This is a genomic window from Bradyrhizobium zhengyangense (assembly GCF_022012555.1).
Taxonomy (GTDB): domain Bacteria; phylum Pseudomonadota; class Alphaproteobacteria; order Rhizobiales; family Xanthobacteraceae; genus Bradyrhizobium; species Bradyrhizobium zhengyangense.
Genome location: NZ_JAKLTZ010000002.1, coordinates 774,048 through 800,574 on the forward strand (window position 1 = coordinate 774,048; position 26,527 = coordinate 800,574).

Genomic DNA, 26,527 nt, shown 5'->3' on the forward strand with positions numbered 1-26,527 from the left:
CGCCTCTTCGAGGCGCCCCGGGATGACTTGGCTGTCGCTCACACCGTCTTCTCCGGCCACCGGCAGAGATCGTTGATCAGGCATACCTCGCAGCGCGGCTTCCGCGCGAGGCAGGTATAGCGGCCGTGCAGGATCAGCCAATGATGGGCATGTAGCATGAACTCGGCCGGGATCACCTTTTCGAGCCCGAGCTCGACCTCGAGCGGCGTCTTGCCCGGCGCGAGGGCGGTGCGGTTGCCGACGCGGAAGACATGCGTGTCGACCGCCATGGTGTGCTCGCCGAAGGCCATGTTGAGCACGACATTGGCGGTCTTGCGTCCCGCGCCCGGCAGCGACTCGATCTCGGCACGCGTGCGCGGCACCTCGCCGCCGAAATCGCTGAGCACTTTGGCCGACAGCGCGATCACGTTCTTGGCCTTGGTGCGGTAGAGGCCGATGGTCTTGATGTAGTCACGCAGACGCTCTTCGCCGAGGTCGAGCATTTTTTGCGGCGTATCGGCGACCTCGAACAAGGCGCGCGTCGCCTTGTTGACGCCGGCGTCCGTCGCCTGTGCCGACAGCACCACGGCCACCAGCAGCGTGAACGGGTTGACGTGCTCGAGCTCGCCTTTCGGCTCGGGATTGGCCGCGCGGAATCGGCTGAAGACCTCGCGAACCTCTGCCGGCGTCCAGGGTTTTGTAGCCTTGAGCGACCTCTTCGCGGGCTTGGGCCTCGCGCCGGCTGCCTTTGCCTTTTTCTTCGGCACCGCCGCTTCGCGCAGGGCCGGCTTGCGGGTGATTTTCGCCATGATCGGGATATACTGAGGGACGATGAGCACAGGCAACGAAATTGAGCGGGCAGAATCTGAAGGTCATGCCGAGCAGCAGATCTTCTCGGCGCTGCTGACGCCGCACCGCTCGCTGAACCGCACCGGCTTCCTCGCCGTGATGCTGTTCCTGAGCGTCGTCAGCTTCGTCACCGGAATTGTCTTCCTGATGAAGGGCGCCTGGCCGGTGCTCGGCTTTTTCGGCCTCGACGTGCTCGTGGTGTGGTGGGCGTTCAAGGTCAATTTCCGCACGGGGCGGGCCCGCGAGGAAATCACGGTCACGACATCTGAACTGCGCGTGCGGCGCGTCAGCCATCACGGGCAGGTCGCCGAATGGACCTTCAATCCGCTCTGGGTCCGCCTCGACATGGAGGTCGACGAGGATTTTGGCATCGAGCATCTCTACCTGATCTCGCGCGGCCACCAGATCCGGATCGCGCGTTTTTTGGGACCGGATGAAAAGGCAAGTTTTTACAAAGGGTTGATTGAAGCCTTAAACGCCGCCAAACGCGGCCCGACCTACAATCCGGTGACCTGACGCGCGGTCGGAAATCGGGTGGTTTCGACGCCTCCCCGCGCCTACATTTCCGGTCATGATGACACTCGCCATACATGACCAGCGCCTGGCCAAGCCGGGCCCCCAGAACGCCGCGCTGCGCGACTACGATTCCGTGCGCCGGGCCATCGCGTTCATCTCGGAGAACTGGCGCGCGCAGCCGACCATCGAGGCGATGGCCGATGCGGCCGGCGTCACACCGGATGAGCTGCACCATCTGTTCCGCCGCTGGGCCTCGATCACGCCGAAGGCCTTCATGCAGGCGCTGACCCTCGACCACGCCAAGGGACTCTTGCGGGACTCCGCAAGCATCCTCGATGCGGCGCTCGACTCAGGACTTTCAGGGCCGGGCCGTCTGCACGATCTCTTCGTCACCCACGAAGCGATGTCGCCGGGCGAATGGAAGAACGGCGGCGCGGGGCTGACCTTGCGCTATGGCTTCCATCCGTCTCCCTTCGGGACGGCCATCGTGATCGCGACCGATCGTGGCCTGTCGGGTCTCGCCTTCGCCGATCACGGCGAGGAGAAGGCCGCGCTCGCCGACATGACGCGGCGCTGGGCCAACGCGACCTATGTGGAGGATCACGAAGGCACTGCGCCGCTCGCAGCACGCATCTTCGACACGAAACTGTGGCGGCCGGATCAGCCGCTGCGCGTGGTGATGATCGGCACCGATTTCGAGGTGCGGGTCTGGGAGACGCTGCTGAAGATCCCGATGGGCCGCGCGGTGTCCTATTCGGACATCGCCTGCAACATCAACAGCCCGAAGGCCTCGCGCGCCGTCGGCGCTGCCGTCGGCAAGAACCCGGTGTCCTTTGTCGTGCCCTGCCACCGCGCGCTCGGCAAGAGCGGCACGCTGACGGGCTATCATTGGGGTATCACCCGCAAGCAGGCGATGCTGGGCTGGGAAGCCGGGCAGCTGGGGATGCAATAGGAGCTACGAACGCCACTATCGTAGGGTGGGCAAAGGCGCAACGCGCCGTGCCCATGATCTCTCTGAAATGGCGACAGGTGGTGGGCACGCTTCGCTTTGCCCACCCTACGAGACCTTCGTCAACCTGCCAGATCCAGCTTCGACGCGACAGTCGAATCCGCGTTGAGCCGGTAGATGATCGGCACGCCGGTCGCGAGCTCGCGCTTCAAAATGCCTTCGGGCGACAGCTTCTCCAGCACCATGATCAAGGCACGCAGCGAATTGCCATGGGCCGCAACCAGCGTGCGCTTGCCGTTGAGCACGCCGGGCAGGATTTCCTGCACGTAATAGGGCAGTGCACGCGCCAGCGTGTCCTTGAGGCTTTCGCCGCCGGGCGGCGGCACGTCGTAGGAGCGGCGCCAGACATGCACCTGCTCCTCGCCCCACTTCTTGCGGGCGTCGTCCTTGTTGAGCCCGGAGAGGTCGCCATAGTCGCGCTCGTTCAGCGCGAGATCCTTTGACGTGGGCAAACCGGTCTGGCCGAGCTCGGTGAGAATGAGATCGAGCGTGTGCTGTGCGCGCGTCAGCACTGAGGTGAAGGCGACGTCGAACACCAGGCCCTGGGCCTTCAACTTGCGGCCGGCCTCCTTGGCTTCCGCGACACCCTGCTCGGTGAGATCGGGATCCTTCCAGCCCGTGAACAGGTTCTTCAGATTCCATTCGCTCTGGCCGTGGCGCACGAGCACGAGAAGACGTTCGCTCATTGAGTGCTTTCCGTTTGGTTCTTCTAGATGTCTGCGAGGCCGAGCACGTCGGCCATGGAGTAATGCCCCGGCTTCTTGCCATGCGCCCAGAGCGCCGCCTTCAGCGCGCCGTGCGCGAACAGCATGCGGTCTTCGGCGAGATGCGACAATGTCAGACGCTCGAACGGGCCGAGAAAGGTGACGCTGTGCTCGCCGGCGACGGTGCCGCCGCGCAAGGACGCAAAGCCGATCGCGCCCGGCTTGCGCGCGCCGGTGATGCCGTCGCGGCCACGTTCCGCGTTCTCCTCGAGCGAAATGCCGCGACCGGCGGCTGCGGCCTGGCCCAGCATCAGCGCGGTGCCGGAGGGCGCATCGACCTTCATGCGGTGATGGGTCTCGACGATCTCGATGTCAAAACTTTCGTCGAGCGCCTTGGCGACGCGCTTGACCACGGCGGCGAGCAAATTGACGCCCAGGCTCATATTGCCCGACTGCACCACGACCGCGCGATTGGTGACGCTCTTGATCACGGCGTTGTCGGACGCCGACAGCCCGGTGGTGCCGATGACATGGACCAGCCCACGCTCAGCCGCGATCGCGACATTGGCGATGGTCGCGGCCGGCACGGTGAAATCCAGAATGCCATCGGCATCTTTCGACATCGCCCAGAGGTCGGCGGACAACTTGATACCGTTGGCCGGGAGCCCTGCGAGCACGCCGGCATCCTTGCCTAAGAGCTCCGAGCCCGGCGCCTCCAGCGCGCCAGCCAATACCGCGCCTTTGCTGTCGGCAATCGCCCGCGTCAGGGCGCGGCCCATCCGGCCGCCGGCTCCCGCAACAATCAAGCGCATGTCTGACATGGTGTGATCCTCTCAGGCGCCGTTGTAGCGGCGGGATGCAGTTCCGGCAACCGAGGGGGATCAAAGGCCGTCATTCCGGGGCGCCCGAAGGCGAACTCTGGTGCGCAATTGCGCACCTGAGAATCTCGAGATTCCGGGCTCGATGCTGCGCATCGCCCCTGAATGACAGAGCGTCTCAACCGTCCGCCGGCTGCGGACCGTCATAGCCCTCGATGATGATGAGGTCGGCAATCGAGTGCGGCTGGCGCACCTTGATGTTGGCCTGGTATTCCGGCGAATTGTAACAGGCGATCGCGGTTTGATAATCAGGGAATTCGATCACGACGTTGCGGGTACGGCTGGCGCCTTCGACTGTTGTGAACTTGCCGCCGCGGATGACGAAACGGCCACCCCACTTCTTGAAGATCGGACCGTTGGCGACGGCATAGGGCTTGTAGCCCTCGTCATTGTTCACGTCGACGCGTCCGATCCAGTAGCCTTTTGCCATTGTTCTTCTCCTTTTTTGATTTGTTTGATCAGCCGAGTGCCTGCGCGATCTCGGCCTGGATCGCTTCAGCGATCGCCTTGGGATCGGAGGCTTCCACCACCGGCCGCCCGACGACGAGATAATCGGCCCCCGCGGCAATTGCGCGGCCGGGCGTCATGATGCGCTTCTGATCGCCTGACGCCGCTCCCGCCGGACGGATGCCTGGTGTGACGAGGTTCATCTGCTGGCCGACGATCTTGCGCAAGGCGCCGGCCTCCTCGGGCGAGGACACGAGACCGTCGATGCCGAGCGCCTGCGCCTGCCGTGCGCGCGCCTCGACCAGCTCGGAGACACCGAGCCGGAAGCCTGCCGCATGCAGATCGTCGTCATTGTAGGAGGTCAGTACCGTCACCGCGAGAAGCTTCAGCTTCGAAGAGCCGCGACCCTCGACGGCGCCCTTCATCGTCTGCGGATAGGCATGTACGGTGAGGAAGGTCGCGCCCAGCCTGGTGATGCTCTCGACGCCTTGTGAGACCGTGTTGCCGATGTCGTGCAGCTTGAGATCGAGAAAGACCTTCTTGCCGCTGTCAGCAAGCTTGGTAACCAGCGGCAGGCCGCCGGCATAAGCAAGGCGATAGCCGATCTTGTAGAATGTGACGCTGTTGCCGAGCCTGGTGACCATCGCCTCCGCGGCATCGACGCTGGGCAAATCGAGCGCAACGATCAGGCGGTCTTTCGGGGCAATTTCGGCTGGCGTCATGTCACCTCACATCATGCGTTGGGAAATGTCGATCAACTGCCGCACCATCTGCTTCAGCCCGTCGCTATCGGCCTGGCTCTTGAGCCTGTCCATATCGTCATAGGCCTGGTCGGCAAAGGCGAGCGTGAACTGGCTGGCGATCACATTGGCGTGGCACGACGTCAAAATCAGCCGCAATGCCTGCAGCGCGCGGGCGGCGCCAAGGCGGCTCTGCGAAGCACCGGCGAGCGCGAAGGCGCGGTTGCGGAAGACGTCTCCGCGTGCCTCGTGCGGATCCTGCACGCGGCTGACCCAGTCGATCGCGTTTTTCAGCAGCGGCGGCACGGAGGCGTTGTATTCGGGCGAGACGAACAGCACGCCGTGATGCGCGCCGATCATGCGCTTGAGGTTGATGGCGTGCTTGGGCACGCCTGACTTGGCCTGGAGATCGCCGTCGTAGATCGGCAGCGGAAAATCGGCGAGCGAGATGCGGGTGATTTCGACGCCGGCCTGCGCGAATTCATAAGCGGCGACCGCCGCCAGCTTCACATTGTGCGAGCCGGTGCGCAGCGAGCCGGGAATGACCAGGATCTTCGGGGCTGACATCCTCTTCCATACGTTCGGCGAAACGAGCCCGCCGCGTAAAGGAAGACGCCAGCGGAATTAGTACTTGCGATACACCCAGACGCGGGCCGGCGGAAGGTTCATCCAGATCCGTTCCGAAGCCTCTGTGGACACGCCGGGCAGCGATTTCGGGATCGGCGGCACCACCGCATAGGTGAACTGAACGAAGGGGGCGCCGGGCGCGAGCGCCGTGAAGGCATCGCGAATCAGCCGCAGGCGCGTCAGCATCGGTTTTGTGACCAGCGGCAGGCCGGAGACCACCGCGCTGGCCGGCGCGCTCAGCACATTCCAGAGCGTGTCGCGCAGGCGATAGGCATCGCCCTGCACCACCTTGGCCTGCGGATAGCGGTCGCGCAAAAGCGCGCAGAAGCCGGGATTGTATTCGACGAGGACGAGGCGCTTTTGATCGACGCCGCGCTCGACCAGCGCCGAGGTGATGGCGCCCGTGCCGGGTCCGAGCTCGACCACCGGGGCATCCGAATTGACGTCGACGTAATGCGCCATGGTCCGCGCGAGCAGCTTGCCCGACGGCATCACCGCGCCCATGTGGAGGGGCTTTTCGATCCACGATCTGAGGAAGCGCACCTCGTCATCGAGACGGGGCTTCTTCAACGCACGCGCGGACGACGGCAATGGCATGTCTGGACCGGACGGGACGAGACCGCGTGAGCGCGGCGTGTCAGAAAATGGTCATAAAGACGTATAGGCCGAAGTCGATACGGTCAAGCCGCGTCAGTTCGCCCGATTACCGAAGAAATCCTTGACCTTGGCGAAGAAGCCCTCGGATTCCGGCTGGGTGTTGCCGGAGGAGAGTTTTTCGAACTCGGCCAGCAATTCCTGCTGCTTCTTGGTGAGATTCTGCGGGGTCTCGACCACGACCTGGACATACATGTCACCCATCTGGCGCGAGCGCAGCACCGGCATACCCTTTGATGCGATGCGGAATCGGCGGGCGGACTGGGTTCCGGCGGGCACCTTCACCTTGGCCTTGCCCTTGTCGATGGTGGGCACCTCGAATTCGCCGCCGAGCGCGGCCGTGACCATCGAGATCGGCACGCGGCAATGCAGATCGGCGCCGTCGCGCTGGAAGAACTGGTGCTGGGCCAGCGACAGGAAGATGTAGAGGTCGCCGGGCGGACCGCCGCGGACGCCGGCCTCGCCCTCGCCGGCGAGCCGGATCCGGGTGCCGTCCTCGACGCCCTGTGGAATGTTGACTGACAGCGTTCGCTCGCGCGTGACGCGGCCCTGGCCCGAGCAGGACGGGCAGGCATCCTCGATCATCTGGCCGCGGCCCTGACAGCCGGGGCAGGTGCGCTCGAGGGTGAAGAAGCCCTGCGACTGCCGCACGCGGCCGGCGCCGCCGCAGGTCGAGCAGGTCTTCGGCTTGGTGCCGGCCTTGGCGCCGATACCCGAGCAGGCCTCGCAGGTGACCGAGACCGGAATCTCGATCTGCGCGGTCTTGCCGCCAAAGGCCTCCTCGAGGGTGATTTCCATGTTGTAGCGCAGATCGGCACCGCGCTCGCGGCCGCCGCGGCCGCGCTGCCCGGCCATGCCGAACAGATCTTCGAAAATGTCGGAGAAGGAGGATGCGAAGCCCGCGCCGAAACCGGCGCCGCCGCCGGGACCGCCCTGCTCGAACGCAGCATGGCCGAAACGGTCATAGGCCGCGCGCTTATCCTTGTCCTTCAGGACTTCGTAGGCCTCGTTGATTTCCTTGAACTTGACCTCGCTGGTCTCATCCCCGGGATTGCGGTCGGGATGGAATTTCATCGCCAGCTTGCGAAACGACGATTTCAGCTTGCCCTCGTCGGCCGTGCGTTCGACTTCGAGGGTTTCGTAGTAGCAGCGCTTGGTGGACGTGGACATGTCTGACTCAGGTCTATCCGATCGCGATTCAAGTCGGAGCGAAACAACGTCGCCACACGACGACATAGGCAGCCTTCCGCATCACTGCAGCGGGCTGCATGGCAGCGTTGAGCATAACGGCTGGGAATTGATTGATCGTAACGGGACTGACTCCAAAAGAGTTGCCGCCCGTCGAGCCCGACACGAAAGCCTCCCCCATGAAGGGGGAGGCCTTGAGAGCGTGTGGGGTCCAAGCCGTCCGCATCATGACCCTCTTGGGGCTTATGCGGACTTCTTGTTGTTCTTATCGTCGTCGACCTCGGTGAATTCCGCGTCGACGACGTCGTCCTTCGCAGCGTCCTTGGCCGCATCGGCCTCGGCCTGCTGCTTGTACATGGCCTCGCCGAGCTTCATCGACGCCTGAGCCAGCGTGTTGGTCTTGGCCTTGATCGCCTCGGCATCGCTGCCCTTCAGCGCTTCCTTGAGGTCGCTGACGGCGTCCTCGATGGCGCGGCGCTCGGTCTCGGAGACCTTCGAACCGTGCTCGGCCAGCGCCTTCTCGGTGGAGTGCACCAGCGCGTCGGCATGGTTCTTGGCATCGACCGCCTCGCGGCGCTGCTTGTCGGCCGCGGCATTGGCCTCGGCGTCCTTGACCATCTTGTCGATGTCGGCTTCCGACAGACCGCCTGAGGCCTGGATGCGGATCTGCTGCTCCTTGCCGGTAGCCTTGTCCTTGGCCGAGACGTTGACGATGCCGTTGGCGTCGATGTCGAAGGTCACCTCGATCTGCGGCATGCCGCGCGGAGCCGGCGGAATGCCCATCAGGTCGAACTGGCCGAGCATCTTGTTGTCGGCCGCCATTTCACGCTCGCCCTGGAAGACGCGGATGGTGACCGCGTTCTGATTGTCCTCGGCGGTCGAGAACACCTGGCTCTTCTTGGTCGGGATCGTGGTGTTGCGGTCGATGATGCGGGTGAACACGCCGCCCAGCGTCTCGATGCCCAGCGACAGCGGGGTCACGTCGAGCAGCAGCACGTCCTTGACGTCGCCCTGGAGCACGCCGGCCTGGATCGCGGCACCGATCGCCACGACTTCGTCCGGGTTGACGCCCTTGTGCGGCTCCTTGCCGAACAGCTGCTTCACGACTTCCTGGACCTTCGGCATGCGCGACATGCCGCCGACCAGAACGACTTCACCGATCTCACCGGCAGTGACGCCGGCGTCCTTCAGCGCCTTGCGGCACGGCTCGACGGTCTTCTGGACGAGGTCGTCGACCAGCGCTTCGAACTTGGCGCGGGTAAGCTTCATCGTCAGATGCTTCGGGCCGGTCTGGTCCGCGGTGATGAAGGGCAGGTTGATCTCGGTCTGCGTCGTCGACGACAGCTCGATCTTGGCCTTTTCAGCGGCTTCCTTCAGGCGCTGCAACGCGAGCTTGTCGTTGCGCAGGTTGATGCCCTGCTCCTTCTGGAACTCGTCCGCGAGGTAGCCCACGAGGCGCATGTCGAAGTCTTCGCCGCCGAGGAAGGTGTCGCCGTTGGTCGACTTCACCTCGAACACGCCGTCGCCGATTTCGAGAATGGAAATATCGAACGTGCCGCCGCCGAGGTCGTACACGGCGATCGTGCCGGCCTTGGTCTTGTCGAGGCCATAGGCGAGCGCGGCCGCGGTCGGCTCATTGATGATGCGCAGCACTTCAAGGCCCGCGATCTTGCCGGCGTCCTTGGTGGCCTGGCGCTGGGCGTCGTTGAAGTAAGCGGGAACGGTGATGACCGCCTGGTCGACCTTCTGGCCGAGATGGGCTTCCGCGGTCTCCTTCATCTTCTGCAAGATGAACGCCGAGACCTGCGAGGGCGAGTAGGTCTGGCCGTCGGCCTCGACCCAGGCATCGCCGTTGGAAGCCTTCACGATCTTGTACGGAACGAGCTTCTTGTCCTTCTCCACCATGGGGTCGTCGTAGCGGCGGCCGATGAGGCGCTTCACTGCGAAGAACGTACGCTCTGGATTGGTCACGGCCTGACGCTTGGCAGGCTGGCCGACGAGGCGCTCACCGTCGTCAGTCACGGCGACGATCGAAGGCGTCGTGCGCATGCCTTCGGAATTCTCGATGACTTTGGCGTTCTTGCCATCCATTACGGCGACGCACGAATTCGTGGTGCCGAGGTCGATCCCAATGACCTTTCCCATGGTCCTGATATCCTTCTTTTTGCGGCAGGTTGGCTGGGCCCAGAAGGCACCCGAACCGAAACCCCCTAAGATCAAACATTCGCGATATTGCGATGGTTGAGGCTCATATAGGAGGGGGGGAGGGGCCCGCAAGGACCGAACGCAACTTTGGGCCGTGAAAACATTGGGTTTTGGAAGATCGTATCCGGGCTCAACCGCACTTGCGGGTGAGGAAATATTAACAGGTTCGGCGATCGAGCGGCCGCCCGCCGCGATCCGCGGCCCGGCCCTGTTACCGCCGCGCCAAACCCGCTAAAAGGCGGCCGGCCGGACGGTCTCGCCATGGGGCTGCTTCGCGCGACAAAGCGCCCGAGGGCCGACCATCGTACGGCCTCAATGTGAACCAATCAGAGTGCCCATGAAGCTGATCCGCCCCCTCGCCGCACTCGTCCTCCTCGTCGCTTCGGCGCTTCCGGCGCTTGCCGCCGACGCCGTTTACCCGCCGGGACTGCGCCTCGGCATGGTGCCTCTGGTCGGCCTCAGCAAGGCCAAGACCTTCCCGGGCTTCGAGAACGAGGACGGCAGCGTCAAGGTGCTGATCACCGAGCTGCCGCCGGCGGCCTATAACGAGGTCGTCAGTGCGTTCAACGCCAATCCGGCCGGCACCAACGGCGTCAAGCCGGACAAGATCGAGACGTCGGCAGGCCTTGCGTATTTTACCACCGAAGGCGCCAAGGTTGGCGACACGCTGGTGAAGCGCTATTCGATGATCGTGCCGGGCACCGGCTTCTCCGGCTATGTCGCGGTGCAAATTCCCGAGAACGCTGCGAAGATCTACACAGACGAAGCGGTGCGGCAGATGTTTGCGACCGCCACTATCCGCAAGGAGGTGTCGGTCGACGAGCAGATCGGGCTGCTGCCGTTCAAGATCACCGATCTCGCCGGCTTCAAGGACGTCCGTACGCTGGTGCCGGGCTCGAGCATCATCCTGGCCGACGGCAGCGAGAGCTCGGGCTATGAATCCAAGCCATTCATCATCCTCGGCCTGATCGGCGCCACCCCGCAAGCCGCCGACGACCGCGCCCGCTTCGCCCAGGAGGCGGCCCTTCAGATTCCGGGTTTGCGCGAAACCAAAATCACCATGTCGGAGCCGATCCGCATCAACAGCCAGCCCGGCTTCGAGACCCGGATCGACGGCGTCAGCGGCAAGGACAAGACCCCGGTCACGGTGGTGCAGTGGATCCGCTTCGGCGGCGGCACCTCGCTGCGCATCATCGCCAGCGCCCCGCGCGACCAGTGGTCCGATGCCTTCACCCGTTTCCGCGCCGTGCGCGACGGCATCCAGCCGAAGGGTTAGAGGCCCTGGGGCTGGCAGCCCAAGCGTTCACCAGAGCCGGCTGCATTTTCGGGCTTTCGTTCGTACACGAACGGAACTAGGCTTCCCTCCATTGGATCAGCTTGAGATCATCCTGGAGGGGAGGCGGACGATGCTTAATCGACGACAGATCTTGGCCGCGATGGGAACGACGGCGCTTGCGAGCCTCGCTCCATCGGCACTGTTCGCAGCAGCTGCGATCAAGCCGGACGACAGCTCCGCGCTGCTCGTGATCGACGTGCAGAATTGCTTCCTGCCCGGCGGCAGCCTCGCGGTGAAGGAAGGCGAGCAGGTCGTGCCCGTCATCAACAAGATGGCGAAAGCGTTCTCGAACGTGGTGATGACGCAGGACTGGCACACGCCCGGCCACGTCTCGTTCGCATCAGTGCATTCGGGCAAGAAGCCGTTCGAGACCATCGACCTGCCCTATGGCAAGCAGGTGCTGTGGCCCGACCATTGCGTGCAGGGCACCGACGGCGCCTCGCTGTCGAAGGATCTCTCGATCCCGCAGGCCGAGCTCATCATCCGCAAGGGTTTTCACAAGGACGTCGACAGCTATTCGGCCTTCCTCGAAGCCGACGGCAAGACGACGACTGGCCTTGCCGCCTATCTGAAGTCGCGCAAGATCAAGCGCGTCTTCGTTGCGGGTCTCGCGACGGATTTCTGTGTCGCCTGGACCGCGCTCGATGCGCGCAAGGCAGGCTTTGAAGTCTATGTCGTGGAAGACGCCTGCCGCGGCATCGATACGCAGGGCTCGCTGGCAAAGGCCTGGGCCGACATGGCCAAGGCCGGCGTGAAGCGGATTCAGTCTGCGGATATCGCGGTCAGCGCGTAAGGCGCACACGCCGGACCTTGAGGAGACGCGCGCAAGCGCGCTCCTCAAAATCGCTCAGTTCGATTCGTTGCTGTTCGCCGCAGGCGCAGCCTTCGCGCCGCCCTTGGCGACGCCGACCAGCGCCGGGCGCAGCACGCGCTCGCCGATGGTGTAGCCGGCCTGCATGACCTGCACGACGGTGCCCGCGGGCACCGATGCGTCGGGCACTTCGTACATCGCCTGCTGGAAGTTCGGATCGAACTTCTGGCCCAAGGGATCGAACTTCTTCACGCCGTGCTTTTCCAGCGCACTGAGCAGCGATCGCTCGGTGAGTTCGACGCCTTCGATCAGCGCGGTCAGGCCGGGATCGGCGGTGGCACGCGCTTCAGCCGGAACGGCGTCGAGCGCGCGCTGGAGGTTGTCGGCGATGTCGAGCACGTCGCGGGCAAAGCCGGTGACACCGTAGAGCTTGGAATCGGCGACTTCCTTGGCGGTACGCTTGCGCAAATTCTCCATCTCGGCGAGCGTCCGCAGCATGCGGTCGCGCGCCTCGGCGGCTTCCTTCTGCAACAGCTCGACCGAACCCGGCTCGGGATCGTCGGGCATGATGTAGGGCTTCGACACCACGGGCTCGCCGGTCGGCGCGGCCGTGTCTTCGGGTTGCCGGGTTGGATCGGTCATCGGCTGCTTCTCGAACTCGCTCAGGGGGAGGTTTTCTGGCCCGGATATCGTGCTTCGGGCGCCGAAAATCAAGCGCCCGTGATCGGCTCAAATGCCGGTCAGCCCCCTACTAGCCTCCCAGCAGGCGACTGACGATGCGGGCGGCGTAGTCCACAGTCGGGATCACGCGGGCATAATTCAGCCGCGTCGGCCCGATCACGCCCAAAACGCCGACGATGCGGCCGGCGGCATCCCGATAGGGCGAGATGATGGTGGAGGAGCCCGATAGCGAAAACAGCTTGTTCTCGCTGCCGATGAAGATCCTGACACCTTCAGCGGTTTCGGCGCGCCCGAGCAGGTCGATCACGCCACGCTTGGTCTCGAGATCGTCGAACAGCAGCCTGACACGCTCGAGATCCTCCAGCGCATGCAGATCTTCCAGCAGATTGGCGTGGCCGCGGACGATGAGCTGGCGGTCCTCATTCTCGCCGCCCGACCAGCTCGCGATGCCGGCCGAAATGACCTTTTGCGTCAGCTGATCGAGCTCGGCGCGGGCCTCGCCAAGCGCGGTTTCGAGCTCCAGCCGCGCCTCTGCCAGCGTCCGGCCGCGGATCCGGGCGTTGAGGAAATTGCCGGCCTCCGTGAGCGCAGAGGATGGAACTCCGGGCGGCAGGGTCAACACGCGGTTTTCGACCTGACCGTCCTCGCCGACCAGGATCACCAACGCCTTTTCGGGTTCCAGCCTAACGAATTCGATGTGTTTCAGCCGCGCATTTGATTTTGGCGTCAGGACGACGGCGGCGGCGCGCGTGAGACCGGACAGCCGCGTCAGCGCTTCCGACAGCGCCGCCTCGACGGATTGGGCGTGGCCGACGGTCGCGAGCTGGCTCTGGATCGACTGCCGCTCGGCCTCGTTGAGGTCGCCGACCTGCATCAGGGCGTCGACGAAGAAGCGCAGGCCGAGTTCCGTCGGCAACCTTCCGGCCGAGGTGTGCGGCGCATAGATCAGGCCGAGCTGTTCCAGATCGGCCATGACATTGCGGACCGAGGCCGGCGACAGCGGCATCGCGATCAGGCGCGAGATGTTGCGCGAGCCGACCGGCTCACCGGTCGCGAGATAGCTTTCGACAATTTGTCGAAAGATGTCGCGGGAACGCTCGTTGAGCTGGGCGAGGCCTGCGCGCGGCGCGATCAGATGGATCGGATCGTGATGGGCCACAGACGGCAACTCCTCTCAGATGCTTGTAATTTGGCCATCCAGGACGGTTCTGACAAGCGCGGCGTTTGCGGGGTCGATATCAGGGGGTGAAAAAGCCTTGCTGCCCACCCTGACCCCACCTACAAGCACCGCGAACAGCCCTACCCCATGAGTTCTGGAGGATTTCCCATGCGGCCAAGCCGCCGTGCGCCCGACGAATTGCGCCCCGTGACGCTGGAGCGCGGCGTGGTCAAATATGCGGAAGGCTCCTGCCTCGTGAAATTCGGCGACACCCATGTGCTGGTCACCGCCACGCTGGAAGATCGCCTGCCGCCATGGCTGAAGGGCCAGGGCCGCGGCTGGGTCACCGCCGAGTATGGCATGCTGCCGCGCGCGACCTCCGAACGCACCCGCCGCGAAGCCGCCGCCGGCAAGCAGAGCGGCCGCACCGTCGAGATCCAGCGCCTGATCGGCCGCTCGTTGCGCACCATCGTCGACCTCGAAGCGCTCGGCGAACGCCAGATCACGGTCGATTGCGACGTGCTCCAGGCCGACGGCGGCACCCGCACGGCGTCGATCACCGGCGCCTGGGTCGCGCTGGCCGACTGCATCGCTTGGATGAAGGCGCGCAACATGGTCAAGGCCAACGTGATGCGCGACAACGTCGCCGCGATCTCCTGCGGCATCTACAACGGCACGCCGGTGCTCGATCTCGACTACGCCGAGGATTCGGAAGCCGAGACCGACGCCAATTTCGTCATGACCGGCGATGGCCGCATCGTCGAGGTGCAGGGCACCGCAGAACGCGAGCCGTTCACGCAGGACGAGTTCCTGAAGCTGATCGCGCTGGCGCAGAAGGGCATCGCGCGTCTGGTGGACTTGCAGAAACTGGCTGTCGCGTAGTCAATAGACCCATGCACCGCCGAATCACCGGAAAGCTCGTCATCGCGACCCACAATCCCGGCAAGCTCGCCGAGATGAAGGAGCTGCTCGCGCCTCACGGCATCGAGGTGGTGTCGGCCGGTGAACTCGGATTGGGCGAGCCCGACGAGACCGGCAACGATTTCCGCAGCAATGCCGCGATCAAGGCGATCGCGGCGGCGCAGGCGACCGGGCTGCCGTCCTTCGCCGACGATTCCGGCATCGTGGTCGACGCGCTCGACGGCGCGCCTGGCATCTACAGCGCGCGCTGGGCCGGTCCAAACAAAGACTTCGCCGCCGCGATGGCGCAGATCGAGCGTCTGTTGCAGGAGCGCGGTGCCATCAAGCCGGACAAGCGCAAAGCCCATTTCGTCTCCGCACTCTGCGTCGCCTGGCCGGACAATCATCTCGAAGAGGTCGAGGCGCGCGTCGACGGCACGCTGGTGTGGCCGCCGCGCGGCACTGCCGGCTTCGGTTACGATCCGATGTTCCTGCCCGACGGTCACATCAGAACCTTCGGCGAGATGGAAAGCATCGAGAAGCACGGCCTGCCACCGCTCGGCCTCGGCCTGTCGCACCGCGCCCGTGCCTTCGTGAAACTGGCGGAGATCTGCCTTGAGCCGCGCTAACAAGGATGCGTTCGGCGTCTACGTGCACTGGCCGTTCTGCCTGTCGAAGTGCCCCTATTGCGACTTCAACAGCCATGTCCGCCACGCCGCGATCGACGAGGCACGCTTTGCTTCGGCCTTCGCCCGCGAGATCGCGACGACCGCCGCGCGCGCACCCGGACGCGAGGTAACCTCGATCTTCCTCGGCGGCGGCACGCCGTCACTGATGCAGCCTTCAACCGTCGGCGCCGTGCTCGACGCGATCGGCAAGCACTGGACGGTGGCAAGCGATGTCGAAGTCACGCTGGAGGCCAATCCGACCAGTGTCGAAGCTACGCGCTTTGCCGGCTATCGCGCCGCCGGCGTCAACCGCGTCTCGCTCGGCGTGCAGGCGCTCGACGATGCCTCGCTGAAAGCGCTGGGCCGCATGCACAGCGCGCGAGAGGCGCTCGATGCCGTCGCGATCGCGCGCCGCTCGTTCGACCGTTACTCGTTCGATTTGATCTATGCCCGTCCCGACCAGACACCGGCGATGTGGGCGGACGAACTGCGCCTCGCGATCGATGAGGCGGCCGAACATTTGTCGCTCTACCAATTGACGATCGAGGAAGGCACGCCGTTCTTCGGCCTGCACCAGGCCGGCAAATTGAAGACGCCGAATGAAGCCGTGGCGCGCGCTCTCTACGACGTCACGCAGGAAACCTGCGACACGCTCGGGCTGCCCGCCTACGAGATTTCCAACCACGCACGGCGCGGCGCCGAGTGCCGGCACAATCTGGTCTACTGGCGCGGCGAGGAATATGCCGGCATCGGCCCCGGCGCCCACGGCCGTCTCGACATCGAGGGCGTGCGCCATGCCACCGCCACCGAGAAGCGCCCGGAAGCCTGGCTGATGCGGGTCGAGACCAATGGCGACGGAATCGTCACCGACGATCTCCTCAACAGCGAAGAGCGCGCCGACGAATTCCTGCTGATGGGATTGCGCTTGGCCGAGGGTATCGATCCCGAGCGCTACAAGGCGCTCTCCGGCCGCCCGCTCGACCCCAAACGTATCGCGCTGCTGCGTGAGGAGGGAGCGATCACGGTCGATGCGACGGGCCGCCTGCGCGTGACCAGCAGCGGATTCCCGGTGCTCGATGCGGTGGTCGCCGATCTCGCGGCGTAGCGAGATCTCGTAGGGTGGGGCAAAGGCGCACTTGCGCCGTGCCCACGATCTCTCTCGATCACGGAAACTGCGTGGGCACGCTACGCTTTGCCCGCCCCACGGCACCGTCGTCCTGAGCTACGCCCCAAAACTCTTCGGCGAGCCCGCGACCGCGACACCGCCACCTGTCGTCACCTTCATCACCGCAAGTCCGCGCTCATTGGTGCCGTCGGCGCGGAAGCGGAACAGGCCGTCGATGCCGGCAAAGCCTGAGGGGTTGGTGAGCACATCGGACGAGAAGCGCGTGGTGCCTTGCGTGCGCGCGAGCGCAGCAACGAGCGCGACCGCGTCATAAGCGAGCGTCGCGGTGCGGATCGGATCGGCGCCGTATTTGGTGCGATAGCGGCCGGAGAACGCGCGAAAACCCGCCGGATCGGGCGCGGCGTAGAGGCCGCCTTGCAAGTTTGGGCTGGCATAGACACGCGGACTGTCCCACAGGCCGGTGCCGAGCAGCTGGATGTTGCGCAAATTGGCGCCGGCCGCGGTCATCGCATCGGCGACCGCAACGACGGAATCGCCGTCATCGGCAATGAACAGCGCATCCGCACTGCCGAGCTGCTGCGCCACCGATCGCGCCGGCGTCGCACGATCGGCGCCGTATTTCTCGAACGCGACGACGCGGCCGCCACGCCGCGGCACGGCTGCCTTCACCGCGGCTTCGACGACATTGCCATAGGCATTATCAGGCACCAGCACGGCGACGGAGCGTTTCCCGATGCTGGCTGAGTATTCGATGATGCGATTGACGTCGGACTCCGGCAGGAAGCTCAGCAGATAGACGCCGCGGCCGGCAATGCTCGAATCGGTCGAGAACGCGATCACCGAAATGCCGCGCGTGCGCGCGACCTGCGCCACCGCCGGCACCGACTGCGCGAACAGCGGCCCCAGAATGATCTCGGCGCCTTCATCCACCGCCTGCTGCGCGCCGGCTTGCGCGCCCTGCGGGCTGCCATTGTCGTCCTTGATCAGCAGCTGGATGTTCGGGTTCTGGAACTCGGCCAGCGCCATCTCGGCGGCATTGCGCATGGATTGCGCGGCAAGCCCGGCATTGCCGGCGGCCGAGAGCGGCAGAATCACGGCAACCTTCACGCCGCCGGTGCCGGCGGTGGTCGCCTGCTGCGGCGGACCAGCCGGCTGGGCGGGCGGCGGCGAGGAGCTGGAGAAGGGATTGGAGAACTGGCTGAGGCTCTGCTGCACACCGGCGCAGGCGGACAGCAGGGGCGTGCCGAGCAGCAGGCCAAGCGCACTCCGCCGGGTCGCCCCTGACATCAGGCGCCCCTTGACGGGAGACTTCAGATCACGCGGGCCCACCATCTCAGCTTCTCTTCTGACCGGCCGCATCTGCGCCAGTCACAACATTCTTTCCGCGACACAAGCCGCGGATTCAGGCATATTGTCGGCAAATAGTTAACCAAAACAAAAGGATAATGACCGCTTAACGCGACCGTCGTCCTGTCCTGGCTTGCTGTCCGCCGTCCGTCACGAAAGCATCAAGGCGCCGTTTCCGCCGTGAATATGGCGCTGACGCTCCACTCCCTCTGGAATGTGATGCCGGATGGATCACATTCCAGTCCTTCCTCGCCCCGCTTCAATATCCTGGCCAGGCATGATCTTTTTCGAGGGGCCGGTTCCCAGCCCCTGACATCATGCCTAAGTTCATCTCATTATGCGCGCAAAGCCGGCCCCGATAAATACGACTGAAGCCACGGACGCCGCCTCGCGCGGGTTCTCCATCGATGCCCACCGGCTCGTGGCGCCGAAACTCGCGGCCGGCCTCTATCTGGTCGCGACCCCCATCGGCAATCTCGGTGACATCACGCTGCGCGCCCTGCAGACGCTGGCCGCCGTCGAAATCATCGCCTGCGAGGACACAAGGATCACGCGGCGCCTGACCGAGCGCTACGACATCGCGGCGCAGCTCAAGCCGTATCACGAGCACAATGCGGAGGCCGCGCGGCCCAAAATCCTGGAGGCGCTCGCGGCCGGCGGCTCGGTCGCGCTGGTGTCGGACGCCGGCACGCCGCTGATTTCCGATCCTGGCTACAAGCTGGTGCGCGAGGTCTGCGCCGCGGGCCATGCGGTCTATGCCCTGCCCGGCCCGTCCTCGGTGCTGGCGGCGCTGTCCGTCGCCGCGCTGCCGACCGATCGCTTCTTCTTCGAAGGTTTTCTGCCGTCCAAGTCCGCCGCGCGAAAATCGCGCCTGGCCGAGCTCGCCCGCATCGATGCGACGCTGGTGATGTTCGAATCCGGCAATCGTGTGCAGGATACGCTCGCCGAGCTCGCCGAGATCATGGGCACGCGCGAGGCCGCGATCTGCCGCGAGCTGACCAAACTGCACGAGGAGATTTCACGCGCGACGCTGAGCGAGCTCGCGCGCGAGGCGGACACGCTGGAGACGCGCGGCGAATTCGTGCTGGTGATCGCTCCGCCCGCCGCCGATGCCGATGTGCTGACAGCGGATGCGCTGGACGATCTCCTGCGCACGCAGCTTTCCACGAACAGCGTCAAGGACGCGGTCGCGCATGCCGTCGCACTCTCGGGCCGGCCGCGCCGCGAGGTCTATGCCCGCGCACTCGAACTCGCCAAAGATTTGCGGGGCGGCGATGGCGAAGACTAAGGCGCCGGCCGAACCGAAGATCGCCTCGCCCGAGCGCGTCGCCGCGTTTCGCACCGGCATCTCCGCCGAGAGCCGCGCCGCTGCCTATCTGATGGCGAAAGGCTACCGCATCCTCGCCAAACGCTACCGCACGGCGCATGGCGAGATCGACCTCGTTGCGCGCCGCCGCAACCTGATCGCCTTCGTCGAGGTCAAGGCGCGCGCCAGCCTCGACGAGGCCGCCTATGCGGTGACGCCGCGCCAGCAGCAACGCATCATCGATGCCGCGCAGGGCTGGCTGATAGCGCATCCCGAGCATGCGGAATTCGAATTGCGATTCGACGCCATGCTGATTGCGCCGCGCTCACTTCCACGCCATGTGTTGGCGGCATTCGACGCCTCGACCTGAAAGGCAGACCATGAAACTGAACATCGCCGTCCAGATGGACCCCATCGCCCGCATCAACATCAAGGGCGACTCCACCTTTGCGCTGCTTCTGGAGGCGCAGAAGCGCGGCCACGGCCTGTCCTATTACACCCCCGACAAGCTCTCGATGGTCGGCGAGGAGATCGTGGCGCCGGTCCAGCTGCTGACGGTGCGCGACGAGCCCGGTGATCACTTCACCCTCGGCGAGCCAAGGCGCGAGGCACTGAACGGCTTTGACGTGGTGCTGCTGCGCCAGGACCCGCCGTTCGATCTCGCCTACATCACCTCGACGCATCTGCTCGAACGCATCCATCCGAAGACGCTGGTCGTCAACGATCCCGCCTCGGTGCGCAACGCGCCGGAAAAACTGTTCGTGATGAACTTTCCGCAGCTGATGCCGCCGACCCTGATCTCGCGCGATCTCGACGAGATCAACGCGTTCCGCGACAAGCATGGGGCCGTGGTGATGAAGCCGCTGCACGGCCATGGCGGCGCCGCGGTATTCCGCGTGATGCCGCAGGACATGAATTTCGGCTCGCTCTACGACATGTTCTCGGTGACGTTTAAAGAGGCCTGGGTGATCCAGCAGTTCATCCCCGAGGTGAAGCACGGCGACAAGCGCATCATCCTGGTCGATGGCGAGTTCGCCGGCGCCGTGAACCGCGTGCCTGCGGCCGACGACCTCCGCTCCAACATGGTGCGCGGCGGCGCGGCCAAGGAGACCGAGCTGACGCCGCGCGAGCGCGAGATTTGCGCCACCGTTGGACCTGCGCTGCGCGAACGCGGCCTGCTCTTCGTTGGGATCGACGTCATCAACGGCAACCTCACCGAGATCAACGTCACCTCGCCCACCGGCATCCGCGCCATTGCACGACTTGGCGGGCCTGACGTCGCGGCCAAGATCTGGGACGTGATCGAGCGGAAGCGGGCGAAGTAGGGGTTGCGTCACGCGCTCTCCCAAGAGAGCGCGCGATCTCTCCCAGTGTCCCGGCGCACCGCGCGCAATTGCGCGCTAGGCCGGGACGACACTGATGATGTGGTGCGCTGCGTCTTATCTCACTACCAAGATCAGGCGCCTCCCGGCCACCCCTCCACTAACCACCCGTTCACCATGACGCCCCGCGTTATCATCCGGACGCGGGAGCGCACCCGCGTGTTTCTACGGGGCCAACGGCCGAGCGACTAACGCGGCATTCACCATCTGCCCAAAACTCGCTTCGTCACTGCCCATCACACTCGGCCTCGCAACACCCCTTATACTTTTACTCCCTACTCATCGATGCGGGGGAACCCGCCACGTGCGGTTCGAGTGCCCCGCGTAAGAGTAGAAGCGTATGAACACCGCACGCATTGTCGTTCTCGTCATTGCGCTCGGCGCCGGCGGCGTCGCTGCGTATCTCGCCAGCGGTTACGACAACAAGCCCGCACCCGTCGCCCAGGTGGTCGAGAAGCTGCCGACGGTCGAGGTGCTCGTCGCCAAATCCGACATCCAGCTCGGCCAGGCCGTGAAGGCCGAGGATCTGCTATGGCAGACCTGGCCGCAAGCGACCGCCAGCAGCGCCTTCATTCGCCGCGACAGCCGGCCCGACGCACAGACCCAGATCGCCGGCTCGATCGCGCGCGTGCCGTTGATGCAGGGCGAGCCGATCCGCGAGCAGAAGCTCGTCAAGGCCGACGGCTCCGGCTTCATGGCCGCGATCCTGCCGTCCGGCATGCGGGCCGTTTCCACCGAAATCTCGGCCGAGACCGGCGCCGGCGGCTTCATCCTGCCGAACGACCGCGTCGACATCGTCCTGACGCGTCGCCTGAAGAATCCCGATGGCCCCAACGGCCAGACCGGCGGCAATGACCTGATCCTGTCGGAAGTCGTCCTGACCAACATCCGCGTGCTCGCGATTGATCAGGCGCCGAAGGAAAAGGACGGCCAGAACGCCGTGCTCGGCAAGACCGTCACGCTCGAGCTCCGGCCCGACCAGGTCGCGACGCTCTCGGCCTCGCGCCAGGGTGGCACGCTGACACTCGCACTGCGCAGCATTGCCGATGCCAGCGCCTCCGACGGTGGACCGGAAGAGCAGGCACTCAAGCAGCGCCAGACCGGCGTGAACGTGATTCGCTACGGCGTACAGGCGCGACAGCTGACGTCACAGAAGTGATGGGGACATGATGAACTACGGGGATGATCGGACGGGCGTGCGCATTCGGGGGAAGCGCGCAAGCTCGTTCTGGGCAGGGGCCATGTTGCTGCTGGGGCTGGTCGCAGCTCCCGATCTCGTCCGCGCTGCGGATGCACCGGTCGGAGACCAGGCGCCGATGCAGGCGCCGGACCTCGGCGTGGCGCCTGTTGCAACCATTGCGCCGGCCAGGATGCGCTCGCTGTCGCTTGGCGTCGGCAAGTCGGTCGTGATCGACCTGCCGCGCGAGGTGAAGGACGTGCTGGTGGCCGATCCCAAGATCGCCAATGCGGTGATCCGCTCGTCGCAGCGCGCCTATATCATCGGCGCCCAGGTCGGCCAGACCAACGTGGTGTTCTTCACCGCCGACGGCCAGCAGGTCGCCTCCTACGACATCGCGGTGAAGCGCGATCTCAACGGCATGCGCACGGCGCTGCGCCAGTCCCTGCCCGGCGTGCAGATCGAAGGCATCGGCGACAGCGTGATGCTGACCGGCTCGGTGTCGAGCCCGGTCGAGGCCCAGCAGGCCGGCGACGTCGCCGCCAAGCTCGTCGGAGGCCCCGACAAGGTGGTCAACAACATCATCGTGCGCGGCCGTGACCAGGTGATGCTGAAAGTCGTGGTCGGCGAAGTTCGCCGCGACATCGTCAAGCAATTGGGCGTCGACCTCAGCGCCAGCCTCAATGCCGGCACCGCGGTCGTGAACTTCAACAATTCGAACCCGTTCTCGGTCTCCGGCGGCCCGCTGGTCAGCAGCAACGGGCTCGGCGTCACCGGCCTCGCCAAGGGCGTTGCCACCGTCAACGCCACCATGCGCGCGATGGAAACCGCGGGTGTGATGCGCACGCTGGCCGAGCCGAGCCTGACCGCCATCTCGGGTGAATCCGCGACCTTCGTCGCCGGCGGCGAATTCCCGATCCCCGGGGGCTATGCCTGCGATCCGGTCACCCATGTCTGTACCACCCAGGTCACCTACAAGAAGTTCGGCATCTCCCTGAACTTCACCCCGGTCGTGCTGAGCGAAGGACGCATCAGCCTGCGCGTGATGACCGAGGTCTCGGAGCTGTCGAATACGAACTCGATCACATTGACCCAGGCGGTGTCCGCGACCTCCAACAACTCGATCACCATCCCCTCGCTCCAAACCCGCCGCGCCGAGACCACGCTGGAAATCCCGTCGGGCGGCTCGATGGCGATGGCCGGCCTGATCCAGCAGCAGACAAAGCAGGCGATCAACGGCCTGCCCGGCCTCGACCAGGTGCCGATCCTCGGCGCGCTGTTCCGCAGCCAGGACTTCGTCAACAACGAGACCGAGCTGATGGTCATCGTGACGCCCTATGTGGTGCGCGCGGTCGCCCAGAAGGAATTGTCGCGGCCCGACGACGGTTTTGCGCCCTCCTCGGATGCGCAATCGGCGCTGCTCGGGCGCATGAACCGGCTCTACGGCATCGCGCGCCGCGTCGATCCGATCGACGGCGACAGGGGCGATTTCGGCTTCATCATCGACTGACACCAACGGTTTTGGGGACCGGGGCGAGAAACGGGCAAGAGGGGACCAGGCGATGACGAGGACAGCAGATCGACGTCGCAATTTGCGCATCGCGCTCGCGCTGACGGGGCTCTCCGTCATGCTCGGGGCCTGCAACACCACAGGCGACGTCGTCACCACCCAGACGGTGCCGACCGACTACCGCATGCGTCATCCGATCGCGGTGCAGGAAGGCAAGCGCTCGATCGTGATCTTCGTCGGCAAGTCGCGCGGTGGTCTGTCGGCCGCGCAGCACGCCGACGTGATGGGGATTGCCCAGGACTGGGTCCGCGAAGGTACCGGCTCGGTCGTCGTCGACGTGCCGATCGACACTGCAAATTCGCGCGCGGCCGCTGCGACCTATCACGAGATCCGCGGCGTTCTGGGCAGCGGCGGCGTGCCGTCGCGCGCCATCGTGCAGCATCCCTATCGCCCCGAGGATCCCGGCCTGCTGCCGACCATCCGCCTGAGCTATTCCAAGATCACTGCGGTCGCCGGCCCCTGCGGGCTGTGGCCCGAAGATGTGGGGCCGTCGATCCTCGATCCCGGCTACAACGAGAACCGGCCCTACTTCAATCTCGGCTGTGCCAGCCAGCGCAACCTCGCGGCCATGATCGACAACCCCGCCGATCTCGAGCAGCCGCGCGCGGAGACGCCGGTCTATACGGCACGGCGCGACATCGCTTTCGACCGCTACCGCAAGGGCAATCCAACCGCGACCACCTATCCCGAGGCTGACAAGGCCAAACTCAGCGAAATAGGCAAATGACGGGCATCGACGACGAAGAAGCGGGTGATCCGCAGCACCCCGACGAACACATTGCGCCGGTTCCCCGCATCTCGGTGCAGGCCTTTTGCGAGACCGAGAGGACGCTCGCCGCGGTGACCGCGGCCGGCCAGGATCGCCGTCTCGCCAAGGCGCATCTCACCGCCAAGAGCGGCGGACTTGCCGCGGCCATCGAAGTCTATGACACGATGCCGACGCCGAACGTCATCGTGCTCGAATCCGACGGCACGCGCGATATCCTCGAAGGTCTCGACGACCTCGCCGGCGTCTGCGATCCCGGCACGCGCGTGGTCGTGATCGGCAATCCCGGCGATACCGCGCCCTATCGTGAGCTGGTGCGGCGCGGCGTCAACGACTACGTGGTCGGCCCGGTCGAGACCATCGACGTGGTGCGCTCGATCTGCAGCCTGTTCTCGGCCTCGGAAGCCATCATCACCGGCCGCATCATCGCGGTGGTCGGCGCCAAGGGCGGCGTCGGCGCGTCCACCGTCGCGCACAACGTGGCCTGGACCATCGCGCGCGACCTCGCGCTCGATTCCGTCGTGATCGATCTCGACCTCGCCTTCGGCACCGCCGGCCTCGACTACAACCAGGATCCGGCGCAGGGCATCGCCAATGCGGTGCTGTCGCAGGACCGGCCGGACACGGCGCTGATGGAGCGCCTGCTCGCCAAATGCACCGAGCACCTCAGCCTGCTTGCAGCGCCCGCGACGCTGGATCGCGTCTATGATTTCGGCGCGGAAGCGTTCGATGCGATCTTCGACACGCTGCGCATGACCACGCCCTGCATCGTGCTCGACGTGCCGCATCAATGGTCGGCCTGGACCAAGCGCGCGCTGGTCAACGCCGACGACATCGTCATCGTGGCCGAGCCTGATCTCGCCAATCTGCGCAACACCAAGAACATGCTGACGGTGCTGAAAACGGCGCGGCCGAACGACCGGCCGCCGCTCTATTGCATCAACCAGGTCGGCATGCACAAGCGGGCCGAGATCGAGGTCAAGGCGTTCGCCAAGACCATGGAAAGCCAGCCGCTCGCGGTGATTCCGTTCGACTCGAAACTGTTCTCGACCGCGGCCAACAACGGCCAGATGATCGCGGAGGTCTCCAAGAGCCACCGCACCACCGAGCTGTTCCAGAACATGGCCAACCGGCTCGCCGGGCGCGGCGAGGTGAAAAAACCGAAGCGCTCGCTGCTCGGACCGCTGCTGAAGCGGCTGAAGGGCAAGACGGGGCGCGGATCCGCGCCGCATCGCAAGGCGTCGTAAACAGCCGGCAACGGCGGTGGATTATTTCTCCGCCCGCTGCTGCTGCTTCTTCGCCAGCAGCTGCCGCAGCGCCGTGATCTTGGCCGCGGCCTGGTCGGGAGGCAAATCTGCCTTCACGAGGATTTCAGCCTCGGTCTCGCGGCCCTGCAATCCCAACACCAGCGCGAGATTGGCACGGATCCGCGCATTGCTCTGATTGCGTTGATAGGCGCGGCCGAGCACCTGTTCGGCCTTCGGCAGGTTGTTCTGCAGCATGTATGACAGGCCGAGATTGGACAGCACCGTCGGCTCCTCGGGCACGATCTTCAGCGCCGTGGCGTAATATTGCTGCGCTTCCTCGTTGCGGCCGAGCTGGTCGAGCGCCGCGCCCTGCGCCGACAGGATGCGCCAATCGGGATCCTCGGGCGTATGCGCGCGGCCCAGCACGTCAAAAGCCTGCTGGAAATTTCCATTGTCGGCGAGCGCACGGCCGTAACCGGCGAGCAGCGCCTTGTTGCTGGGATGGGCGAGCACGGCCTGCTCGAACACGGCGACCGCCTGGGCGTGCTGGCCGCCGTCACGCAGCGCCTTGCCATATTCGAGGACGATATTGGGATCGTTCGGCTTGGCACGATAGCGCTCGCGCAAGGCGCCCATATCCGGCTTGCCATCGGCCGCGGCGACAGGCTCGGACCGGCCGCCGAGCGCACCGGTCACGTCGTCCAGGCTCGTGGTCTGGCAGCCGCCGAGGGCAAGCACCGCGAGTGCGGGAAGCAGGAATCTCGCCGGGGACGAGGCAAGGGACGAACGCTTGGACATACTCTGATCACCGCCGGCGGACTGATCAGAGATGCTTTGCCGATTAACGCTAAAGTCCGGTTAAGGACGCGTCCTTATGTGACCTAGTCGGTGAATTCCGCACCGAATTCGCAGCCGATGCGCCAGCGCAGGCGGCATTGGCGGGAGTAATCCGGCGCGAAGATGATGGTGAACTGCGGCGGCACTTCCAGGAATTCCGCCACCACTTTCACGCCCCCGTCCGAGATATCGGTGATCGTGCAGTCCCGCGGCAGCGAGCCCGCGCCAAGATGAATCTTGGCCAGCCGGCTGCACACCCGTCGTTCGCTTCTGCGGCGATTTGCAAGCATTTGAATTGTTCACCCGTTAGATCACGGCCCATCCCGCACCTCTAGGAGTAGCGGACATTCGTTGGGATGTGCTGAGGAGAGCCGTTCGCATTCGAGGCGTAGTCGAAGCTTAGTGTCCTGGTCCCGTT

At 65.1% G+C, this 26,527-nt stretch carries 28 protein-coding genes; 14 read left to right on the forward strand and 14 right to left on the reverse strand.

Features of this window, described 5'->3' with window-relative positions; all coding sequences use genetic code 11:
• Positions 1–38: 38 nt before the first annotated feature.
• A complete protein-coding gene (gene nth / locus L6639_RS08850; RefSeq protein ID WP_237860835.1) occupies positions 39–788 on the reverse strand; it encodes an endonuclease III in 750 nt (249 codons plus the stop codon).
• 22 nt (positions 789–810) lie between these two features.
• Between nth and L6639_RS08855 the strand changes: the two genes are divergently transcribed.
• Positions 811–1,344: a DUF2244 domain-containing protein gene (locus L6639_RS08855; RefSeq protein WP_237860837.1), complete on the forward strand. Its 534-nt coding sequence runs from the start codon at positions 811–813 to the stop codon at positions 1,342–1,344.
• 55 nt (positions 1,345–1,399) lie between these two features.
• On the forward strand, positions 1,400–2,296 hold the full coding sequence (locus L6639_RS08860) for a methylated-DNA--[protein]-cysteine S-methyltransferase (protein ID WP_237860839.1): 897 nt from the start codon (positions 1,400–1,402) through the stop codon (positions 2,294–2,296).
• Positions 2,297–2,415: 119 nt separating this feature from the next.
• Here the strand turns inward: L6639_RS08860 and L6639_RS08865 are convergent, their stop codons facing one another.
• From L6639_RS08865 to dnaK, 8 genes are all read right to left on the reverse strand, one after another.
• A complete protein-coding gene (locus tag L6639_RS08865) occupies positions 2,416–3,039 on the reverse strand; it encodes a 2,3-bisphosphoglycerate-dependent phosphoglycerate mutase (protein ID WP_237860841.1) in 624 nt (207 codons plus the stop codon).
• Between the two features lie 23 nt (positions 3,040–3,062).
• Entirely contained in the window at positions 3,063–3,878 is an 816-nt protein-coding gene (gene dapB, locus L6639_RS08870) for a 4-hydroxy-tetrahydrodipicolinate reductase (RefSeq protein WP_128948833.1), read from the reverse strand.
• Between the two features lie 175 nt (positions 3,879–4,053).
• A complete protein-coding gene (locus L6639_RS08875) occupies positions 4,054–4,365 on the reverse strand; it encodes a DUF1330 domain-containing protein (RefSeq protein WP_237860843.1) in 312 nt (103 codons plus the stop codon).
• Between the two features lie 28 nt (positions 4,366–4,393).
• Complete coding sequence (gene pyrF / locus L6639_RS08880) at positions 4,394–5,104, reverse strand: orotidine-5'-phosphate decarboxylase (protein ID WP_237860845.1); 711 nt, start codon at positions 5,102–5,104, stop codon at positions 4,394–4,396.
• Positions 5,105–5,110: 6 nt separating this feature from the next.
• A complete protein-coding gene (locus L6639_RS08885) occupies positions 5,111–5,689 on the reverse strand; it encodes an NADPH-dependent FMN reductase (protein ID WP_237860847.1) in 579 nt (192 codons plus the stop codon).
• A 57-nt stretch (positions 5,690–5,746) separates the two neighbouring features.
• Complete coding sequence (locus L6639_RS08890; RefSeq protein ID WP_237860849.1) at positions 5,747–6,346, reverse strand: class I SAM-dependent methyltransferase; 600 nt, start codon at positions 6,344–6,346, stop codon at positions 5,747–5,749.
• 93 nt (positions 6,347–6,439) lie between these two features.
• Positions 6,440–7,573, reverse strand: coding sequence for a molecular chaperone DnaJ (gene dnaJ, locus L6639_RS08895; protein ID WP_237860851.1), 1,134 nt, complete (start codon positions 7,571–7,573; stop codon positions 6,440–6,442).
• Positions 7,574–7,834: 261 nt separating this feature from the next.
• Positions 7,835–9,736 carry a molecular chaperone DnaK gene (gene dnaK / locus L6639_RS08900; RefSeq protein ID WP_237860853.1) on the reverse strand — a complete coding sequence of 634 codons (1,902 nt, stop codon included), beginning with the start codon at positions 9,734–9,736 and terminating at the stop codon, positions 7,835–7,837.
• 397 nt (positions 9,737–10,133) lie between these two features.
• Between dnaK and L6639_RS08905 the strand changes: the two genes are divergently transcribed.
• On the forward strand, positions 10,134–11,072 hold the full coding sequence (locus L6639_RS08905) for a hypothetical protein (RefSeq protein WP_237860855.1): 939 nt from the start codon (positions 10,134–10,136) through the stop codon (positions 11,070–11,072).
• A gap of 130 nt (positions 11,073–11,202) precedes the next feature.
• A complete protein-coding gene (gene pncA / locus L6639_RS08910) occupies positions 11,203–11,925 on the forward strand; it encodes a bifunctional nicotinamidase/pyrazinamidase (RefSeq protein WP_237860857.1) in 723 nt (240 codons plus the stop codon).
• Positions 11,926–11,979: 54 nt separating this feature from the next.
• Here pncA and grpE read toward each other — a convergent pair whose 3' ends face one another.
• Together grpE and hrcA are read right to left on the reverse strand one after the other, a co-directional pair.
• Positions 11,980–12,585, reverse strand: coding sequence for a nucleotide exchange factor GrpE (grpE, locus tag L6639_RS08915; protein WP_237860859.1), 606 nt, complete (start codon positions 12,583–12,585; stop codon positions 11,980–11,982).
• A gap of 109 nt (positions 12,586–12,694) precedes the next feature.
• On the reverse strand, positions 12,695–13,783 hold the full coding sequence (gene hrcA, locus L6639_RS08920) for a heat-inducible transcriptional repressor HrcA (RefSeq protein WP_237860861.1): 1,089 nt from the start codon (positions 13,781–13,783) through the stop codon (positions 12,695–12,697).
• A gap of 168 nt (positions 13,784–13,951) precedes the next feature.
• Between hrcA and rph the strand changes: the two genes are divergently transcribed.
• The 3 genes from rph to hemW are packed head-to-tail and all read left to right on the forward strand — an operon-like array spanning position 13,952 to position 16,456.
• Entirely contained in the window at positions 13,952–14,665 is a 714-nt protein-coding gene (rph, locus tag L6639_RS08925; RefSeq protein ID WP_237860863.1) for a ribonuclease PH, read from the forward strand.
• Positions 14,666–14,676: 11 nt separating this feature from the next.
• Positions 14,677–15,312 (forward strand): RdgB/HAM1 family non-canonical purine NTP pyrophosphatase, encoded by a 636-nt coding sequence (gene rdgB, locus L6639_RS08930; RefSeq protein WP_237860865.1) that lies wholly within the window; start codon positions 14,677–14,679, stop codon positions 15,310–15,312.
• Positions 15,299–16,456, forward strand: a complete 1,158-nt coding sequence (gene hemW / locus L6639_RS08935) for a radical SAM family heme chaperone HemW (RefSeq protein ID WP_237860867.1) — start codon at positions 15,299–15,301, stop codon at positions 16,454–16,456. The genes rdgB and hemW overlap by 14 nt, the downstream gene beginning before the upstream one ends.
• Before the next feature lie 117 nt (positions 16,457–16,573).
• Here the strand turns inward: hemW and L6639_RS08940 are convergent, their stop codons facing one another.
• Positions 16,574–17,809: a penicillin-binding protein activator gene (locus L6639_RS08940; RefSeq protein ID WP_237860869.1), complete on the reverse strand. Its 1,236-nt coding sequence runs from the start codon at positions 17,807–17,809 to the stop codon at positions 16,574–16,576.
• Between the two features lie 352 nt (positions 17,810–18,161).
• Between L6639_RS08940 and rsmI the strand changes: the two genes are divergently transcribed.
• The 7 genes from rsmI to L6639_RS08975 all read left to right on the forward strand — a co-directional run bounded on the left by rsmI (position 18,162) and on the right by L6639_RS08975 (position 25,272).
• On the forward strand, positions 18,162–19,112 hold the full coding sequence (rsmI, locus tag L6639_RS08945; protein WP_237860871.1) for a 16S rRNA (cytidine(1402)-2'-O)-methyltransferase: 951 nt from the start codon (positions 18,162–18,164) through the stop codon (positions 19,110–19,112).
• The gene (locus tag L6639_RS08950; protein ID WP_237860873.1) at positions 19,099–19,500 is read left to right on the forward strand and encodes a YraN family protein; all 402 of its coding nucleotides are present in this window, start codon (positions 19,099–19,101) and stop codon (positions 19,498–19,500) included. The genes rsmI and L6639_RS08950 overlap by 14 nt, the downstream gene beginning before the upstream one ends.
• A gap of 10 nt (positions 19,501–19,510) precedes the next feature.
• On the forward strand, positions 19,511–20,455 hold the full coding sequence (gshB, locus tag L6639_RS08955) for a glutathione synthase (protein ID WP_237860875.1): 945 nt from the start codon (positions 19,511–19,513) through the stop codon (positions 20,453–20,455).
• 397 nt (positions 20,456–20,852) lie between these two features.
• On the forward strand, positions 20,853–21,671 hold the full coding sequence (cpaB, locus tag L6639_RS08960; protein WP_237860877.1) for a Flp pilus assembly protein CpaB: 819 nt from the start codon (positions 20,853–20,855) through the stop codon (positions 21,669–21,671).
• A 10-nt stretch (positions 21,672–21,681) separates the two neighbouring features.
• Positions 21,682–23,199: a type II and III secretion system protein family protein gene (locus L6639_RS08965; protein ID WP_237861310.1), complete on the forward strand. Its 1,518-nt coding sequence runs from the start codon at positions 21,682–21,684 to the stop codon at positions 23,197–23,199.
• Between the two features lie 52 nt (positions 23,200–23,251).
• A complete protein-coding gene (locus L6639_RS08970; RefSeq protein WP_237860879.1) occupies positions 23,252–23,986 on the forward strand; it encodes a CpaD family pilus assembly protein in 735 nt (244 codons plus the stop codon).
• On the forward strand, positions 23,983–25,272 hold the full coding sequence (locus L6639_RS08975) for a CpaE/TadZ family protein (protein WP_237860881.1): 1,290 nt from the start codon (positions 23,983–23,985) through the stop codon (positions 25,270–25,272). The genes L6639_RS08970 and L6639_RS08975 overlap by 4 nt, the downstream gene beginning before the upstream one ends.
• A gap of 21 nt (positions 25,273–25,293) precedes the next feature.
• On the opposite strand, the gene L6639_RS08980 is transcribed toward L6639_RS08975, so the two are convergent.
• Complete coding sequence (locus tag L6639_RS08980) at positions 25,294–26,070, reverse strand: tetratricopeptide repeat protein (protein ID WP_237860883.1); 777 nt, start codon at positions 26,068–26,070, stop codon at positions 25,294–25,296.
• An 83-nt stretch (positions 26,071–26,153) separates the two neighbouring features.
• On the reverse strand, positions 26,154–26,399 hold the full coding sequence (locus tag L6639_RS08985) for a PilZ domain-containing protein (RefSeq protein WP_237860885.1): 246 nt from the start codon (positions 26,397–26,399) through the stop codon (positions 26,154–26,156).
• Between the last annotated feature and the right edge of the window lie 128 nt (positions 26,400–26,527).

Coding starts and splice junctions, on each gene's coding strand:
- nth (WP_237860835.1), bottom strand. CDS start 788: ATGGCGAAAATCACCCGCAAGCCGGCCCTGCGCGAAGCGGCGGTGCCG.
- L6639_RS08855 (WP_237860837.1), top strand. CDS start 811: ATGAGCACAGGCAACGAAATTGAGCGGGCAGAATCTGAAGGTCATGCC.
- L6639_RS08860 (WP_237860839.1), top strand. CDS start 1,400: ATGATGACACTCGCCATACATGACCAGCGCCTGGCCAAGCCGGGCCCC.
- L6639_RS08865 (WP_237860841.1), bottom strand. CDS start 3,039: ATGAGCGAACGTCTTCTCGTGCTCGTGCGCCACGGCCAGAGCGAATGG.
- dapB (WP_128948833.1), bottom strand. CDS start 3,878: ATGTCAGACATGCGCTTGATTGTTGCGGGAGCCGGCGGCCGGATGGGC.
- L6639_RS08875 (WP_237860843.1), bottom strand. CDS start 4,365: ATGGCAAAAGGCTACTGGATCGGACGCGTCGACGTGAACAATGACGAG.
- pyrF (WP_237860845.1), bottom strand. CDS start 5,104: ATGACGCCAGCCGAAATTGCCCCGAAAGACCGCCTGATCGTTGCGCTC.
- L6639_RS08885 (WP_237860847.1), bottom strand. CDS start 5,689: ATGTCAGCCCCGAAGATCCTGGTCATTCCCGGCTCGCTGCGCACCGGC.
- L6639_RS08890 (WP_237860849.1), bottom strand. CDS start 6,346: ATGCCATTGCCGTCGTCCGCGCGTGCGTTGAAGAAGCCCCGTCTCGAT.
- dnaJ (WP_237860851.1), bottom strand. CDS start 7,573: ATGTCCACGTCCACCAAGCGCTGCTACTACGAAACCCTCGAAGTCGAA.
- dnaK (WP_237860853.1), bottom strand. CDS start 9,736: ATGGGAAAGGTCATTGGGATCGACCTCGGCACCACGAATTCGTGCGTC.
- L6639_RS08905 (WP_237860855.1), top strand. CDS start 10,134: ATGAAGCTGATCCGCCCCCTCGCCGCACTCGTCCTCCTCGTCGCTTCG.
- pncA (WP_237860857.1), top strand. CDS start 11,203: ATGCTTAATCGACGACAGATCTTGGCCGCGATGGGAACGACGGCGCTT.
- grpE (WP_237860859.1), bottom strand. CDS start 12,585: ATGACCGATCCAACCCGGCAACCCGAAGACACGGCCGCGCCGACCGGC.
- rph (WP_237860863.1), top strand. CDS start 13,952: ATGCGGCCAAGCCGCCGTGCGCCCGACGAATTGCGCCCCGTGACGCTG.
- rdgB (WP_237860865.1), top strand. CDS start 14,677: ATGCACCGCCGAATCACCGGAAAGCTCGTCATCGCGACCCACAATCCC.
- L6639_RS08940 (WP_237860869.1), bottom strand. CDS start 17,809: ATGGTGGGCCCGCGTGATCTGAAGTCTCCCGTCAAGGGGCGCCTGATG.
- rsmI (WP_237860871.1), top strand. CDS start 18,162: ATGCGCGCAAAGCCGGCCCCGATAAATACGACTGAAGCCACGGACGCC.
- L6639_RS08950 (WP_237860873.1), top strand. CDS start 19,099: ATGGCGAAGACTAAGGCGCCGGCCGAACCGAAGATCGCCTCGCCCGAG.
- gshB (WP_237860875.1), top strand. CDS start 19,511: ATGAAACTGAACATCGCCGTCCAGATGGACCCCATCGCCCGCATCAAC.
- cpaB (WP_237860877.1), top strand. CDS start 20,853: ATGAACACCGCACGCATTGTCGTTCTCGTCATTGCGCTCGGCGCCGGC.
- L6639_RS08965 (WP_237861310.1), top strand. CDS start 21,682: ATGAACTACGGGGATGATCGGACGGGCGTGCGCATTCGGGGGAAGCGC.
- L6639_RS08970 (WP_237860879.1), top strand. CDS start 23,252: ATGACGAGGACAGCAGATCGACGTCGCAATTTGCGCATCGCGCTCGCG.
- L6639_RS08975 (WP_237860881.1), top strand. CDS start 23,983: ATGACGGGCATCGACGACGAAGAAGCGGGTGATCCGCAGCACCCCGAC.
- L6639_RS08980 (WP_237860883.1), bottom strand. CDS start 26,070: ATGTCCAAGCGTTCGTCCCTTGCCTCGTCCCCGGCGAGATTCCTGCTT.
- L6639_RS08985 (WP_237860885.1), bottom strand. CDS start 26,399: ATGCTTGCAAATCGCCGCAGAAGCGAACGACGGGTGTGCAGCCGGCTG.